Raw genomic sequence first — 14,966 nt, forward strand, 5'->3', positions numbered from 1 at the left:
TCCATTCCTGTGTGACAGGGTCACCCCGCAGCTGCTCATCGATGGGGGACCGACGAGTGGTGTACAGCATGAAGGATGCCTCCCATCAGTTTACTGATGGGAGGCATCTGGACGTGCCACATCACGCCGTCCGGTCTTGGGCGATGCAGACCAGGTTGCGGGTGACGCGCAAAAGCTGTCGGGTCAGTCTCGAAGGCTCTGCCGTAAGCGGTCGGACAAACGGGTCAGGATCCGCAGTTCCTCCGGGTCCAGACCGTTGGCCATGAGTTCGTGCACGTGGCGGTCGAAGTGCTCAGCGATCCGCGCCTGTAGGTCATGACCGTCCTCGGTCAGACGGATCCGCAGGCCCCGCAGGTCCTGGGGGTCCTGCCAGCGGTGGACCAGGCCTTTGGACTCGAGACGTTCCAGCATCCGGGAGAGGCTCGACTGGGTCAGCAGGACGTACTCGTTGAGTTCGTTCAACCGGATTCCGCGGTCATCTGCCCGGGAGAGGTTGAACAGGACGTCGTACTCGCGCATGGAGAGATCAGCGAATTCTTCGCGACGCTGCAACCGACGCATCACCGTGACCTGTGCACGGTACAGCGCTTCCCAGGCTGCCGTGGAGGTCTCCACGGGGTCATTTGTGGTTTCTCTGATGGGCACGGAGCAATAGTAAGCGAAGTGATTCCGATTGGCCGGGCCTGGTCGTCCGCCATTGTGTGGCAATTTCGTTGAATTGGCATAGACCATCACAAGGGGATCTCCGGGGGCGGAAATCAGTCGCGTTCGGGCCCGGAAACGGGCATCGACGGCGACGGCCGGTGCGGCGTCGCCGTCGATGACTGCTTCGTGCGGCACGTGACGGGCACTTCCCCTGGAGGTCAGTGCATGAAACTCACTTGATGCCCAGAACTCCGCCGGTGTGTCCCATGATCTCGTCGGCCAGACGCGGATCGTCGTCGAGCGTGCGGCCGTAGGCGGGGATCAGTTCCGTAAGTCGGGACTGCCAGGTGCCCTTGTGGTGCGGGAAGCACTTGGCCAACAGGTCCAGCATGATCGGCACAGCGGTCGAGGCTCCGGGGGAGGCACCCAGCAGCCCGGCGATGGACCCGTCCTCGGCGGTGATGAGCTCGGTCCCGAACTGGAGGACGCCGCCCTTCTCCTTGTCCTTGCGCATGACCTGCACGCGCTGACCGGCGTGAACTAGCTCCCAGTCGTCGCCGTCGGCCGTGGGGTAGTACTCCTGCAACGCCTCGACCCGCTGTGCCTTGTTCTTCATGAGCTCCGAGATCAGGTACTTGACCAGATCCAGGTTGGCCAGGCCCGCGCGGGTCATGGGGTACAGGTTGTCGGTGCGCACGGAACGCGGCAGGTCGAAGAGCGAGCCCTGCTTGAGGAAGTTCGGCTTGAAGCCGCCGTAGGGGCCGAACAACAGCGACTTCTTGCCGTTCTCGAACCGGGTGTCCAGGTGCGGGACGGACATCGGGGGAGCGCCCACGGAGGCCTGGCCGTAGACCTTTGCGTTGTGTTGTTCGGCGATCTGCGGCTTGGTGTTGCGCAACCAGAGACCGGAGACGGGGAAGCCGCCGAACCCCTTGATCTCAGGGATCCCTGACTTCTGCAACAACGGCAGTGCTCCGCCACCCGCGCCGACGAAGACGAACTTGGCCCGGATCTCCCGACTGTCCTCGGAATCCAAACGATTGGTGGTGCGGGCGGTCCAGGTTCCGTCCGACTCCTTGTTGAGGTTGCTCACCTGCGTTCCGGTGCGGACCTCGGCACCGTTGGCCGACATGTGGGCGACCAGCTGACGGGTGAGTTCACCGAAGTTGACGTCAGTGCCTTCCGGCGCGAACGTGGCCGCCACGGATTCGGAGCCGCGGCCGCGCATGGTCAAAGGAGCCCACTGCGCCAGCTGGTCACGGTCCTCGGAGTACTCCATGCGTTCGAAAAGCTTGTGCTGCTTGAACGCCTCGTGGCGTGCCTTCAGGTAACGCACGTGATCGTCGTTGAAGACCATCGAGATGTGCGGGACGGGGTTGATGAAATCGGAGGCCCGGCCCAGCTTGCCTTCCTCAACCATGGTGGCCCAGAACTGGCGGGAGGTCTGGAACTGCTCGTTGATGGTCACGGCCTTGGCGGTGCCAACGGTCCCGTCGGCCTTCATGGGGGCGTAGTTCAACTCGCACAGTGCGGAGTGGCCCGTGCCTGCGTTGTTCCAGACGCCCGAACTCTCCTTGCCGATCTCGTCCAGGCGCTCGACAAGGGTGATCTTCCAGGTCGGCTCCAGCTCGGTGAGCAGGGCACCCAAGGTGGCCGACATGATGCCGCCTCCCACCAGCAGTACGTCTGTGGACTCGGTGGTTGTCGCGTGCTTCACTACGTGCTCTCCTGTCGTCTCGCGCGGGCCTTTCTTCGCGATCCCGGTCCCGCGCACATAAATACCAACAGGTTAGTCCTCGCTGCGCCCGCGGTGCACACCGACCGGATGGAGCTCCCGGTATCAGTCCTGGTTGATCTGGATCGCGTTGAAGTCCTCGAATCCGGTCGAGCTGAGAGGGAAGGATGCCGTGCGGGAATCAACGGCCACGCCGCTGGTGGGGAACGCGAGCGGGAGGGCCGCCTTTTCCATCGTCGCCCTGCGGTTGACCCGCCGGTACAGGTCCTGCCGATCGTCCCCATCCGACGACTGGGCCGCCTGATCCACCAGGTCGCGCAGCATCTCGGAATCCAGGTCGAGCTCCGGGGTGGGGGCACTGAACAGCGTCGAGGCGAAGTAGTCCGGGTCGCGGAAGCCGCCGTCGGCACCGAACAGGAACATGTCGTGCTCCTCCGAACGGGTGCGAAGTGTCTCCGCGTACACGCTCCACGGGACGGGGACCGGGGTGATCTCGAACCCCGAACGGGCGAGGGAGGCGGAGATGTCCGCGTAGAGCCGTTCCGGATCCAGTGCCCATTGGCGGGAGGCGCCCGTGGGATACAGGAAGCGCAACGGTGTCCCGTCGTACTTCGACTTCTTGAGCAGGTCGCGTGCCTGCTGGGGGTTGTACCCGGGGTAGCCGAGGTCGTCGTCGGGGACATTGAACCGCGCGGGCAGGAACTCCTGTGCGATCGTCGTCCCCTCCGGGAAATGGTCGCGGACGATCGCCTGCCGGTCCACGGAGGCCATGAGGGCCTCCCGGAGGTTGATGTCGCTGAGCAGCCCAGAGCCACCGTGAATACCCAGGTACGCCACGGAGTAGGGGTCGCGCTGGAGCACCTGTACGGCCTCCCGAGCCAGGGGGGCGAAGGCGTCCAACCCCACGAGGTCGTATCCGTCCACTCGTCCAGTACGCAGTGCGACGTAGCGCAGCTCTGAGTCCGGGATGGCCACGAACTCCAGGGTTCCCAGAGGGCCCAACTCGCCCCAGTACGTGTCGGCTACCTCGAGAATCACTGACTGCCCGGGTCGCTGACCCGCACCGGCTTCAAGGCCCTCCCGGACCTTGAAGGGCCCGGTCCCGACAGGCGAGGTACCCACGGAGTCCGAACTGATGCAATTGGGGGCCGCGATGCCGAACGCGGGATGGGTCAAGGCCTTGGGCAACGCCGGGTAGGGGCGGGTGAGGTGGATCCGGATCTTGTGCGAATCCACGGCCTCGCAGGCGCGATAGACCGATCCGTGGGGTGTTCCCCGACGAAAAACGGCATCGAACAAGCTGTGTCGGCCGGTCGAGGTGTCACGCACCGAGGCGGCGGCCCAGCGGTCCAGGTTACGGACGACCGCTTCGGCGTCGAAGGCGGACCCGTCGTGGAACAGGACGTCGTCGCGCAGGGCGAAGTCCCAACTCAACCCGTCCTCGGACGCGCGCCAGGCCGTGGCCAAGGCGGCGGTCGGGTCTCCGGTGAGCGGGTCGGGTGCGACCAGACCGTCGAGTACCTGCCGGGCGATGCGGTTGGTCTCGAGGTTGTCCGTGAGGGACGGATCAAGCGTCGGGGCCGTGGCGGCATTGGCGAACACGTAGTGCGCCTCGGGCACCTCGCGTGAGGGGGTGCTGTCGGGGTCGGAGCCCTCTGAAGTGCCGCAGCCCGCCAGGACCGTCACGGTCGCTCCGGCCAGGAAAGCGCGTCGGGAGTACCGGCTCACCACGCAAACTCCCTTCCTGGTTCCCTCACGAACCGGGCACGGAGGCCCGTCGGTGCGCGAGGCGGGACTTGAACCCGCACGCCGGAGCACAGGAACCTAAATCCTGCGTGTCTGCCAATTCCACCACTCGCGCGTAGGCCCCGCGGTGTGCTGCGGGGCCGAACGATTGTACCGAGAACTCGGGGCCGCCTCAGTCGGACAGGCCGAGGTCCCGGCGCAACTTGGCCACGTGACCCTTGGCCCGCACGTTGTACTGCGCGACTTCCACGGCACCCGACTCGTCGACGACGACAGTGGAGCGGATGAGCCCCTCGTAGACCCGTCCGTAGTTCTTCTTCTCGCCCCAGGCGCCCCAGGCCTCCGCAACGGCGTGGTCGGGGTCCGACAGCAGCGGGAAGGTGAGGGACTGCGCGTCCGTGAACTTCTGGAGGGCAGCCTGGCTGTCCGGCGAAATGCCGACCACGCGGTATCCGTCCGAGGTGAAGCTGGCCAGGTTGTCGCGGAAGTCGCAGGCCTGAGTGGTGCACCCGGGCGTCGAGGCCTTGGGGTAGAAGTAGACGATCACCTTGGTGCCGGCGAAATCGGACAGCGACACAGGGGAACCGCTCTGGTCGGTCAGGGTGAAGTCGGGAGCCTTCTGGCCCGGGGTCAGTGCGTGGCGCATGGGAGTCCTTTCCTTTCGTGCACTCTGCCTGCAGAGTCCTTGATTCATCATGCCCTGCTCGGGGGGGACACCGCGATGGCTCGTGATCAGCCGTGCGCCTCCGAGGCCTCGCCCGGTGACCCCTGGTGTACGGCAGCGGTGCGTTGTAATGTGTAAGCACCCTTAGTCAAGTGTTTCCCTCGTCATGGGTATAATCACGTCATGCCCAAGAATTCCCAGTGGCCCACCAATCGGCTCTTGTCCACAGCGGCGCGCCTCGTCGAACATTCGTGGAATGAACGCCTCGCCTCGCTGGGGATCACGCATGCCGGTGTCATGGCTCTCGACGTCCTGGAGGCACAGGGCGGACTGACCCAGGCTCGTCTCGCGCAAGAGGTCCGCGTCCAGGCCCAGACCATGGGCAAGACGCTGCACCGCCTCGAAATCCACGGTCACGTGACGCGGAGCCGGAACCTCAATGACCGACGCAGCCACCTCGTCGTCATCACCGAAGAGGGGCGTCGCGTCCTGGCCGAGGCCACGCGTGTGGAAGAAGATCTCACGGGGGACGGTGCCCTTGCGGACGAGCAGTTGCGGCGCTCCCTGGCTCACATCGTCACCACGCTCGGCGGAACCCGGTGGAAGCTGAAGGTGGACTCCGACGGTGAGGTCCACGAAGTCGGAGGTTCCACGGCGCCGAGTTCGGAAACGCCCATGGTCGGTGTTGATCCGGAGATCGCCCCGCGTTGATCTGCCTCCGCGCACAGTTCTGAGTCACGCCCCGCGAAGCTCCTGCTCGGTGCTTCCCGGGGCGGTTCTGTTTCATCGGGCATCAATTCTGACCGGCGCCGAACGCAAAAAAAGCTTGTGGCCCGCATCGAAACGTCGATGCGGGCCACAAGCTGTGTGGTGCGCCCCCACGGACTCGAACCGTGAACCCGCTGATTAAGAGTCAGCTGCTCTGCCAATTGAGCTAGAGGCGCATGTCGTGGCTGCTGGCCACGGCGGTAAACAGTACCACATTCCGGGGCGGTTGTTCGCCACCTCCGTCTGCCGTCCGGTCGCAGGTGAATCACCCGGAGGGCGATTCCCGTGGACCTTCTGGCGGTGCCGGAATGTTGTACGCAGACCGTCTGGGCCGGACAACGAGCCGATACTCTACGATGTCGGTCCGCGGAGGTCCATTCGAGACGGGAAATGTGGGTTGTCTCACGATGTGAAACACGCTGACCGCTGTTTGACACGGGTCCCGTAGCGGCGGACCATGAACTCATGCAGTGCATCACGGTTGAGGCAGAGGCGCCCGTCGACAAGATCGTCGGCGAGATTCTCGATGTCGTAGTAGAGCCGGTCGTCCTCGTCGGACGACGGGCCTGACGCCGTACACCGCACGCGCACCGGGCCCCGAAAGCCGCTCCACCAGGCGGCCGGGGCCTTCTTCGTGTCTGACCCACACCGCGGACGACGGCGGGGCGAGTGCACCACAACCATGGATCCTCGAGCGGGCACGGACGGCGCGGGAGCGACCCCCTTGCCCGGCCTTGCGGATGCGACCGGCCAGTATCGATGGAATCGATTGAATTGAAGGACGCGAGATGAGTAAGGGACAACCCATCAGCCCGGCACTGATGGCCAACAAGCGGACCGGCACGTCCTCCGCCGAGCGGCGTGCCGCCGGCGAAGCCTCGGGCGTCGTCGTTCCGGAGGTCCCCGGAGACCAGAACGTCGTGGAACCGGTGTCGATGACCGGTTCGCAGGCCGTCATCCGTTCCCTCGAGGAACTCGGTGTCACGGACGTCTTCGGTCTTCCCGGCGGGGCCATTCTCCCGACCTACGACCCGCTGCTCGAGACGGAGACCATCAATCACATCCTGGTCCGGCACGAACAGGGTGCCGGACACGCCGCGCAGGGCTACGCATTGGCTTCCGGGAAGGTGGGGGTGTGCATCGCGACCTCGGGACCGGGTGCCACCAACCTCGTGACAGCGCTGGCCGACGCGAACATGGACTCGGTGCCCATGGTGGCCATCACCGGTCAGGTGGCCTCCACCCTGATCGGCTCCGACGCCTTCCAGGAGGCGGACATCGTGGGCATGACCATGCCCATCACCAAACACTCGTATCTGGTGACCAAGTCGCAGGACATCCCGCGAGTCCTGGCCGAGGCCTTCCATCTCGCCGCCACCGGGCGTCCGGGCCCCGTGTTGGTGGACATCGCCAAGGACGCCCAGGTGGGTCAGATGGAGTTCTCCTGGCCGCCCGTGCTCGACCTTCCGGGGTACCGTCCGGTGGCTCGGGGCCACTCCAAGCAGATCCGTGAAGCGGCTCGTCTCATGGCGCAGGCCCAGCGTCCCGTTCTCTACGTCGGTGGGGGTGCGGTCAAGGCCGATGCGGCCGACTCCCTGCTCGAGTTGGCGACGGCCACGGGCGCCCCCGTGGTGACCACGCTGACCGCCAGGGGAGTGTTCCCCGATTCCCATGACCAGCACCTGGGCATGCCCGGGATGCATGGCACCGTCCCGGCCGTGTACGCGATGCAACAGGCGGATCTGCTCATCACGCTCGGGGCTCGCTTCGACGACCGTGTCACGGGCGTGCTCAGCACCTTCGCTCCGGGTGCCAAAGTGATCCACGCCGACGTCGACCCCGCGGAGATCTCCAAGAACCGCACCGCCGACGTGCCGATCGTGGGCGACCTGGCCTCGATCATTCCCGAACTCACGGAAGCCTTCCGGGCGGAGACGGAGGAGGCCGGTACGCCCGACCTGTCCGCCTGGTGGCGCGTGCTCAGCGGCCTGCGCGATTCCTATCCGCTGGGATGGACTCCCACCGAGGACGGGCTGCTGGCGCCGCAGTACGTGATCCAGAAGCTCTCCGAACTCACCGGTCCCGAGGCCTGTTACGTGGCCGGCGTGGGACAGCACCAGATGTGGTCCGCACAGTTCGTCAAGCACGAGCGTCCGCGCCAGTGGATCAACTCGGCGGGTCTGGGAACCATGGGCTTCGCCGTCCCGGCGGCCATGGGCGCCAAGGTGAGTCAGCCGGACCGGGTCGTGTGGGCCATCGACGGCGACGGCTGCTTCCAGATGACCAACCAGGAACTGGCGACCTGCGCCCTGAACAACATTCCGATCAAGGTCGCGGTGATCAACAATTCGTCGTTGGGCATGGTGCGCCAGTGGCAGACGCTGTTCTACGACGGCCGCTACTCCCACACCCACCTGAACACGGGCCACGACACCGTTCGGATCCCGGACTTCGTGAAGCTCGGTGACGCCTACGGCTGCGCAACCTTCCGCTGTGAGCGCGAGGAGGACGTGGAAGCCACCATCAAGGCGGCACTCGAAGTCAACGACCGCCCCGTGGTCATCGACTTCGTGGTCTCGGCCGACGCCATGGTGTGGCCCATGGTGCCCTCGGGTGTGTCCAACGACCAGATCCAGATCGCCCACAACATGACCCCCGAGTGGGTCGGAGAAGACGAAGGAGCAGGGGCATGAGCCGCCACACCCTTTCTGTGCTGGTCGAGGACAAACCGGGCGTCCTGACCCGTGTGGCCGGCCTGTTCGCCCGCCGCGCCTTCAACATCGACCAGCTTGCCGTGGGAAACACCGAAGTTCCCGGCCTGTCCCGCATCACGGTCGTCGTCGACGCCGACGGCGAAGCCCTGGAACAGGTCACCAAGCAGCTCAACAAGCTCATTCACGTGATCAAGATCGTGGAGTTGGCACCGGAGACCTCGGTGCAACGCGAACACATCATGATCAAGGTCCGCGCCGACGCCGCAACCCGGCTTCAGGTCACCCAGGCCGCGGACCTGTTCAGAGCCTCGATCGTCGACGTCTCCACCGACTCGGTCGTCATCGAAGCCACGGGGGCCACGGAGAAACTCAAGGCCTTACTCGAGGTCCTTGAGCCATTCGGCGTTCGAGAGATCGTCCGGGCCGGTACGCTGGCGCTCGGACGTGGCCCCAAGTCGATGTCCGACCGGGCGCTGCGGCACTGAGCCGCTCGCCCCGGGCCCGGGCACCTCGTACTTCTCACCACACACCACGACCTGCAGTGGGCAGGTCGAGCAACTGCAGCACTAAGGAGACACATCCCCATGGCAGCTGAGATCTTCTACGAAGACGACGCAGACCTCTCAATCATCCAGGGCCGCAAGGTCGCCGTGATCGGTTACGGCTCCCAGGGCCACGCCCACGCCCTCAACCTGCGAGATTCCGGTGTCGACGTCCGTGTGGGCCTGTCGGAGGGCTCCTCCTCCCGGGCCAAGGCGGAGGCCGAAGGCCTGATCGTCAAGACCGTCGCCGAGGCCGCGGCCGAGGCCGACGTGATCATGATCCTGACCCCGGACCAGGTCCAGCGCACGGTCTACGCGGACGCGATCCAGCCGAACCTCAAGGACGGCGACATCCTGCTGTTCGCCCATGGGCTGAACATCCGCTTCGGCTACATCGAGGCCCCGCAGGGCGTCGACGTCGCCATGGTTGCCCCCAAGGGTCCCGGGCACACCGTGCGCCGCGAGTACGAGGCCGGTCGTGGCGTTCCCTGCCTGGTCGCCGTCGAGGTGGACGCCTCCGGAAAAGCCCAGGAAATCGCCCTGTCCTACGCGAAGGCCATCGGCGGTACCCGCGCCGGCGTCATCAAGACCACCTTCACGGAGGAGACCGAGTCCGACCTGTTCGGCGAGCAGGCCGTCCTGTGCGGTGGCATGTCCCACCTGGTCCAGTACGGCTTCGAGACCCTGACCGAGGCCGGCTACCAGCCGGAGATCGCCTACTTCGAGGTCCTGCACGAACTCAAGCTGATCGTCGACCTGATGGTCGAGGGCGGCATCTCCAAGCAGCGGTGGTCCATCTCCGACACCGCCGAGTACGGCGACTACGTCTCCGGCCCGCGCGTGATCGACCCGTCCGTCAAGGAGAACATGAAGGCCGTGCTTTCCGACATCCAGGACGGCACCTTCGCCCGCCGGTTCATGGAGGACCAGGACGCCGGAGCTCCCGAGTTCAAGCAGCTCCGCGAGAAGGAGGAGGGCCACCCGATCGAGGCAACCGGTCGCGAACTGCGGAAACTTTTCGTTTGGACTGACTCGGATTCCGACTACACTGAAGGAACCGCTGCCCGCTGAGCCCCCGCTCGGCGTTGAGCAGGCACATCATGTGCCACTGAGTTTGCGTGGAGTACTCGGTTCAGATCTTCCCGTCTTCCCTGACTGAGGTTTCACGACGACGGCGCCCCGCTCACCTGATCAGGTGGGCGGGGCGCCGTCGTTCTTGGGGTCGGGGAGACCCGGCCGGATCAGCTCAGGAGGCTGCCGAGGCCCCCCGAGCTGCCGGACGAGGAAGCCCCGACCACGGGGGTGCCCTCCGAGGGCTGCACGACCACGAACCCGGGGCCGTGGAAGGCCAGCTGGAAGGCTTCACCGGAGCCCCCGCGGAACATTCCGGAGAAGTTGAAGTCGTTCTTGATGGACGGAGCCAGGTTGGCCGACCAGCACACGGCCGCCTGGGGATCCACGAAGGTCGGTTGCTGTGAGGCGTCCAGGACCATGGGGTCGCCGTCGGAACAGACCGCCACGTATCCGTGGCCGGAGAGTTCCAGGTTGAACAGGCCACCGGCGAGCATGCCCGCGCCCTGGACGCGACGGATGTCCCAGCTCAGGGACGAATCGAAGGCCAGCAGCGAGGATGAGTTGACCGTGATGGCTTCGCCTTCCAGCAACAGCAGGAAGATGAAGCGGCTCTGGCGGGCGAAGAAGACCTCACCCTGGCCGGAGACGCGCATCATGGGTGCGTCCTCGTTGGTCAGTGCCTTCTTGAGGAACTTCCCCACGGAGCCCGAGCCTTCGTGCTTGAACGACATCTGACCCTGGTAGGCGACCATGGCGCCCTTCGTGGCGATGATGTCCTGCGTCATGTTGACCCGGAGCATCTTCTTGGACTGAAGCGCCCACTGGTCCTGGGTCTGGCGTTCCATGTGTTCGGGGGCGAAGAGTTCGCTGCGCATGAGGATCCTTTCAGGAGGGCCCGGACCGGGCCGGGAGAGTTCCGACGGTGCCAGCTTGGCACGTCCGATTGCAAATGTAAATCCATGACGCCGGTGGGATTCGCGCGTTGCTCTCGACGCTACGATGGGGCGCGTGACTTCCGAGGTAACCGCAACCGAGACCGATGCCCGCCCCACGTTCTACGTGACCACCGCGATCTCCTATCCCAACGGCGCCCCTCACATCGGACACGCCTACGAGGCCATCGCCACGGACACCCTGGCGCGCTTCAAGCGACTGGACGGGTACGACGTCCGGTTCATGACCGGCACGGACGAGCACGGTCAGAAGATGCAGCAGACCGCGGAGAAGGAAGGCATCAGCCCCAAGGAACTGGCCGACCGCAATGCCGCCGCGTTCAAGGCCATGGACGACGCACTCGGCGTGTCCTACGACCGCTTCATCCGCACCACCGACGACGACCACACCGTGGCCTCGCAAGCGATCTGGGAACGGATGGAGGCCAACGGGGACATCTACCTGGACTCGTACTCCGGGTGGTACTCGGTGCGTGACGAGGCGTTCTACGGCGAGGACGAAACCGAGGTCCGTGTCGACGGGCTGCGCTACTCCAAGGAGACCGGGACCGAGCTGACCTGGACGGAGGAGGCCTCCTACTTCTTCCGACTCTCGGCCTACCAGGACCGGCTGCTGGAGTTCTACGAGCGGGAGGGGTTCCTGTACCCGGAGACACGGCGCAACGAGATCGCCGAGTTCGTCCGTTCCGGATTGCGTGACCTCTCCATTTCCCGGACGACCTTCGACTGGGGGGTTCCCGTGCCCGGGGACCCCGAACACGTCATGTACGTGTGGGTGGATGCCCTGACCAACTACCTCACCGGCGTGGGTTTCCCGGCCACGGACGACGACGCCTTCACCCGCTACTGGCCGGCCGACGTCCACGTGATCGGCAAGGACATCGCCCGCTTCCACTCCGTGTACTGGCCGGCGTTCCTGTGGTCGGCCGGACTGGAGTTGCCGCGCAAGGTCTTCGCCCACGGGTTCCTCTACAACCAGGGCGAGAAGATGTCGAAGTCCGTGGGCAACGTGATCGACCCGCACGCGCTCATCGGTGAGTATGGGCTGGATCAGGTGCGCTTCTTCCTCCTGCGCGAAGTCTCGTTCGGGCAGGACGGCTCCTATTCGCACGACGGCATCGTCTCGCGGATCAACGCGGATCTTGCCAACGACCTGGGGAACCTGGCCCAGCGGTCTTTGTCCATGGTGGCCAAGAACTGCGACGGGGCCGTGCCGGACATGGGTGAGCTGACGGAGGCCGACCGCGCCATCCTGGACGCCGCCCACGACCTGCTGGGGCCCGTCCGGGAAGCCTTCGACGGACTCCAGTTCCATCGAGCGCTCGAGGCCATCTGGCGCGTGGTCGCCGACTGCAACCGCTACTTCACGGCCCAGGAGCCCTGGGTTCTGCGCAAGACCGATCCGGCCCGGATGCAGACCGTCCTGTGGACCACCCTGGAAGTGGTGCGCGTGGTGGCGCTGTTGGTGCAGCCCGTCATGCCCACGTCCGCGGAAAAGCTCCTGGATGTCCTGGGGCAGCCCGAGGACCGCCGCCAGATCGCGGACATCTCCGAACGCATCGTGGTGGGCACGGCCCTGCCGAAGCCCACGCCAGTGTTCCCGCGTTACGAGGAGCCGGCTGCCCTCCAGGGGTGAGCATTCCGGGGCGAGGTCCCTGGCTCCCGACTGGTCCAGATAGTGAGATGATCTTTTGACATGTGGGACAGCCGTCACGAGCGGTCCTAAGGTTGTGAGCATGAGCGAGCCCACATCTCCCGCACCCCCGGAAGCCTCGGAACCCGCAGCCGGGACGTCGCCAGAAGGCGCAGGGGTGTCCACGACCCATCGGATCGCGGTCATCCCCGGAGACGGCATCGGACCGGAGGTCGTGGCCGAGGCCGAGAAGGTCTTGGAAGCGGCATGTGTGCCCGCGGGTATCGCCCTCGAGAAGAAGTCCTTCCCCCTCGGCGCCGAACACTGGCTGGCCACGGGCCAGACCCTGCCCGAGGAGACTCTCGAGGAGATCCGTGATCAGGACGCCATCCTGTTCGGCGCGGTGGGGGCCGCTCCCGGGGACACCCGGATCCCTTCGGGGCTGATCGAGCGTGACATCCTGCTCAAGTTGCGTTTCAGCCTCGACCACTACGTGAACCTTCGACCCTCCGAGCTGTTTCCCGGCACGGTTTCGCCGTTGCGCGATCCCGGGGAGGTCGACTTCGTCGTCGTCCGCGAAGGTACCGAGGGGCCGTACGCGGGTAACGGTGGGGTGCTGCGCCAAGGCACGGACCAGGAGATCGCCACCGAGGTTTCGCTGAACACGGCCCACGGGGTGCGGCGTCTGGTGCGGTTCGCCTTCGAACTGGCCAACTCCCGCGAGCGCAAGAAGCTCACCCTGGTGCACAAACACAACGTCCTGGTCAATGCCGGTCACCTCTACCAGCGGACCGTCAATGCCATGGCGGCCGAGTACCCGGACGTCACGGTCGACTACCTGCACGTGGACGCGGTGACGATCTTCATGACCACGGACCCGTCCCGGTTCGACGTCCTGGTCACGGACAACCTTTTCGGTGACATCATCACCGACCTTGCCGGAGCCATCACGGGCGGGATCGGCCTGGCACCGTGTGGGAACATCAATGCGGACCGTACGGCGCCGTCCATGTTCGAACCGGTGCACGGCTCCGCCCCGGACATTGCGGGGCAACAGAAGGCCAACCCCGTGGCCACCATCCTGGCCGGGGCCATGATGCTCGAGCACCTCGGTCACCCCGAGCAGGCCGAGCAGATCCGTGGCGCGGTGCGTCATGACCTGGAGGTCAACGGTGTCCAGGCCAGGTCCACCGCCAAGATCGGCGACGCGATCGTCGCCGCGCTTCAGGCCTGAACCGCCACTGCCGTGCCGTAGCGCCCGGCCGCAGCACAACCGACGGGGCGCAGCTCCGAACTTTTCCCGAGGACCCGATGCACATGACTCACGAACCGTCTTCCACAGCCCCCTCGACCAGCACCGCCGAGGTCGATTCCCGGGAGTTCGTCAAGACCCTGAACCCCGCCCCGGCGACTTCGGCACGTCGGGACGCGATCCTGGCGAATCCGGGCTTCGGCCAGTACTTCACCGACCATATGATCCAGATCCAGTGGACGGGGAACATCGAACAGGGCACCGGGCAGTGGCAGCAGCCGACCCTGGTCCCGTACGGCCCGCTCGCCCTGGACCCGGCGGCGGCCGTCCTTCATTACGGTCAGGAGATCTTCGAAGGTCTCAAGGCCTACCGGCACGACGACGGCTCGGTTTGGACCTTCCGCCCGGAGAAGAACGCGGCCCGGCTCAACCGTTCGGCCGAACGCATGGCGTTGCCCGCTCTGCCCGAGGACCTGTTCCTGGACTCCTTGCGCACGCTGGTCGAACAGGATCGTGACTGGGTGCCCGACGGGGAAGGGCAGTCGCTCTACCTGCGGCCCTTCATGATCGCCAACGAGACGTTCTTGGGCGTGCGGCCCTCCCGCGAGGTGCTCTACTCCGTGATCGCCTCCCCGGCCGGGAACTACTTCGGCGAGGCGAAGGCCGTGGACATCTGGTTGTCCGAGCACTGGGCCCGGGCGGGCCGTGGCGGCACCGGTGCCGCGAAGTGCGGCGGCAACTACGCCGCGTCCCTCATCGCGCAGATGGAGGGCGATGCCCACGGCTGCCAGCAGGTCATCTTCACCGACCCCGACAGGGACGAGGCCATCGAGGAACTCGGCGGCATGAACGTCTTCTTCGTGTTCGACGACGGCAGCCTGGTCACCCCCGAACTGACGGGAACGATCCTCGAGGGCGTGACCCGCGATTCCATCATCCAGCTGGCCAAGGACCGGGGTATGACGGTCGAGGAGCGGGCCTTCACCCTGGGGGAATGGCGCGACGGTGTGGCCTCCGGGAAGCTGACCGAGGTCTTCGCGTGTGGAACGGCCGCCGTGATCTCCCCGGTCGGTCGTCTGATCAGCGCACAGGAGACCATCGGACCCGAGGACGCAGAGCCGGGCGAGGTCACCATGTCCTTGCGCAAGGAGCTGCTGGACATCCAGACGGGTCGTGGCGAAGACCGCCACGGATGGCTCACGCGCCTTGCCTGACCGGCTTGGTTCGCCCCCGCCGTCGG

At 65.7% G+C, this 14,966-nt stretch carries 12 protein-coding genes and 2 tRNA genes; 7 read left to right on the plus strand and 7 right to left on the minus strand.

Annotated elements, in window-relative coordinates:
* Window positions 1-183: 183 nt before the first annotated feature.
* The 5 genes from GWK18_RS03045 to bcp all read right to left on the minus strand — a co-directional run bounded on the left by GWK18_RS03045 (window position 184) and on the right by bcp (window position 4,772).
* Entirely contained in the window at window positions 184-615 is a 432-nt protein-coding gene (locus GWK18_RS03045; protein ID WP_233568779.1) for a MarR family transcriptional regulator, read from the minus strand.
* 262 nt (window positions 616-877) lie between these two features.
* Window positions 878-2,362, minus strand: a complete 1,485-nt coding sequence (locus tag GWK18_RS03050) for a malate:quinone oxidoreductase (RefSeq protein WP_166833126.1) — start codon at window positions 2,360-2,362, stop codon at window positions 878-880.
* A 123-nt stretch (window positions 2,363-2,485) separates the two neighbouring features.
* Entirely contained in the window at window positions 2,486-4,108 is a 1,623-nt protein-coding gene (locus tag GWK18_RS03055) for an ABC transporter substrate-binding protein (protein ID WP_166833128.1), read from the minus strand.
* A 53-nt stretch (window positions 4,109-4,161) separates the two neighbouring features.
* Window positions 4,162-4,241 (minus strand) — tRNA-Leu (locus tag GWK18_RS03060).
* 57 nt (window positions 4,242-4,298) lie between these two features.
* Window positions 4,299-4,772, minus strand: coding sequence for a thioredoxin-dependent thiol peroxidase (gene bcp, locus GWK18_RS03065; RefSeq protein WP_166833130.1), 474 nt, complete (start codon window positions 4,770-4,772; stop codon window positions 4,299-4,301).
* A 201-nt stretch (window positions 4,773-4,973) separates the two neighbouring features.
* Between bcp and GWK18_RS03070 the strand changes: the two genes are divergently transcribed.
* Window positions 4,974-5,501, plus strand: a complete 528-nt coding sequence (locus GWK18_RS03070) for a MarR family transcriptional regulator (protein ID WP_123825201.1) — start codon at window positions 4,974-4,976, stop codon at window positions 5,499-5,501.
* 157 nt (window positions 5,502-5,658) lie between these two features.
* Here the strand turns inward: GWK18_RS03070 and GWK18_RS03075 are convergent.
* Window positions 5,659-5,734: transfer RNA gene (locus GWK18_RS03075), tRNA-Lys, on the minus strand.
* Window positions 5,735-6,346: 612 nt separating this feature from the next.
* Here GWK18_RS03075 and GWK18_RS03080 point away from each other — a divergent pair.
* The 3 genes from GWK18_RS03080 (at window position 6,347) to ilvC (ending at window position 9,885) form a co-directional block, all read left to right on the plus strand.
* The gene (locus GWK18_RS03080) at window positions 6,347-8,251 is read left to right on the plus strand and encodes an acetolactate synthase large subunit (protein ID WP_166833132.1); all 1,905 of its coding nucleotides are present in this window, start codon (window positions 6,347-6,349) and stop codon (window positions 8,249-8,251) included.
* Complete coding sequence (gene ilvN, locus GWK18_RS03085; protein ID WP_166833134.1) at window positions 8,248-8,757, plus strand: acetolactate synthase small subunit; 510 nt, start codon at window positions 8,248-8,250, stop codon at window positions 8,755-8,757. Before GWK18_RS03080 ends, ilvN begins: the two co-directional genes overlap by 4 nt.
* A 99-nt stretch (window positions 8,758-8,856) precedes the next feature.
* Window positions 8,857-9,885: a ketol-acid reductoisomerase gene (ilvC, locus tag GWK18_RS03090; RefSeq protein WP_166833136.1), complete on the plus strand. Its 1,029-nt coding sequence runs from the start codon at window positions 8,857-8,859 to the stop codon at window positions 9,883-9,885.
* A gap of 170 nt (window positions 9,886-10,055) precedes the next feature.
* On the opposite strand, the gene GWK18_RS03095 is transcribed toward ilvC, so the two are convergent.
* On the minus strand, window positions 10,056-10,763 hold the full coding sequence (locus GWK18_RS03095; RefSeq protein WP_123825197.1) for an AIM24 family protein: 708 nt from the start codon (window positions 10,761-10,763) through the stop codon (window positions 10,056-10,058).
* Window positions 10,764-10,896: 133 nt separating this feature from the next.
* On the opposite strand from GWK18_RS03095, the gene metG reads away from it, so the two are divergent.
* From metG to GWK18_RS03110, 3 genes are all read left to right on the plus strand, one after another.
* Entirely contained in the window at window positions 10,897-12,477 is a 1,581-nt protein-coding gene (gene metG, locus GWK18_RS03100; protein ID WP_348535816.1) for a methionine--tRNA ligase, read from the plus strand.
* Window positions 12,478-12,577: 100 nt separating this feature from the next.
* Window positions 12,578-13,708, plus strand: a complete 1,131-nt coding sequence (locus GWK18_RS03105; RefSeq protein ID WP_123825195.1) for a 3-isopropylmalate dehydrogenase — start codon at window positions 12,578-12,580, stop codon at window positions 13,706-13,708.
* A gap of 83 nt (window positions 13,709-13,791) precedes the next feature.
* Window positions 13,792-14,940 carry a branched-chain amino acid aminotransferase gene (locus tag GWK18_RS03110; RefSeq protein ID WP_166833140.1) on the plus strand — a complete coding sequence of 383 codons (1,149 nt, stop codon included), beginning with the start codon at window positions 13,792-13,794 and terminating at the stop codon, window positions 14,938-14,940.
* The last annotated feature ends 26 nt before the right edge of the window (window positions 14,941-14,966 follow it).

The sequence above is a fragment of the Kocuria sp. JC486 genome, from assembly GCF_011602805.1.
In the GTDB taxonomy this organism is placed as follows: Bacteria; Actinomycetota; Actinomycetes; order Actinomycetales; family Micrococcaceae; genus Kocuria; species Kocuria soli.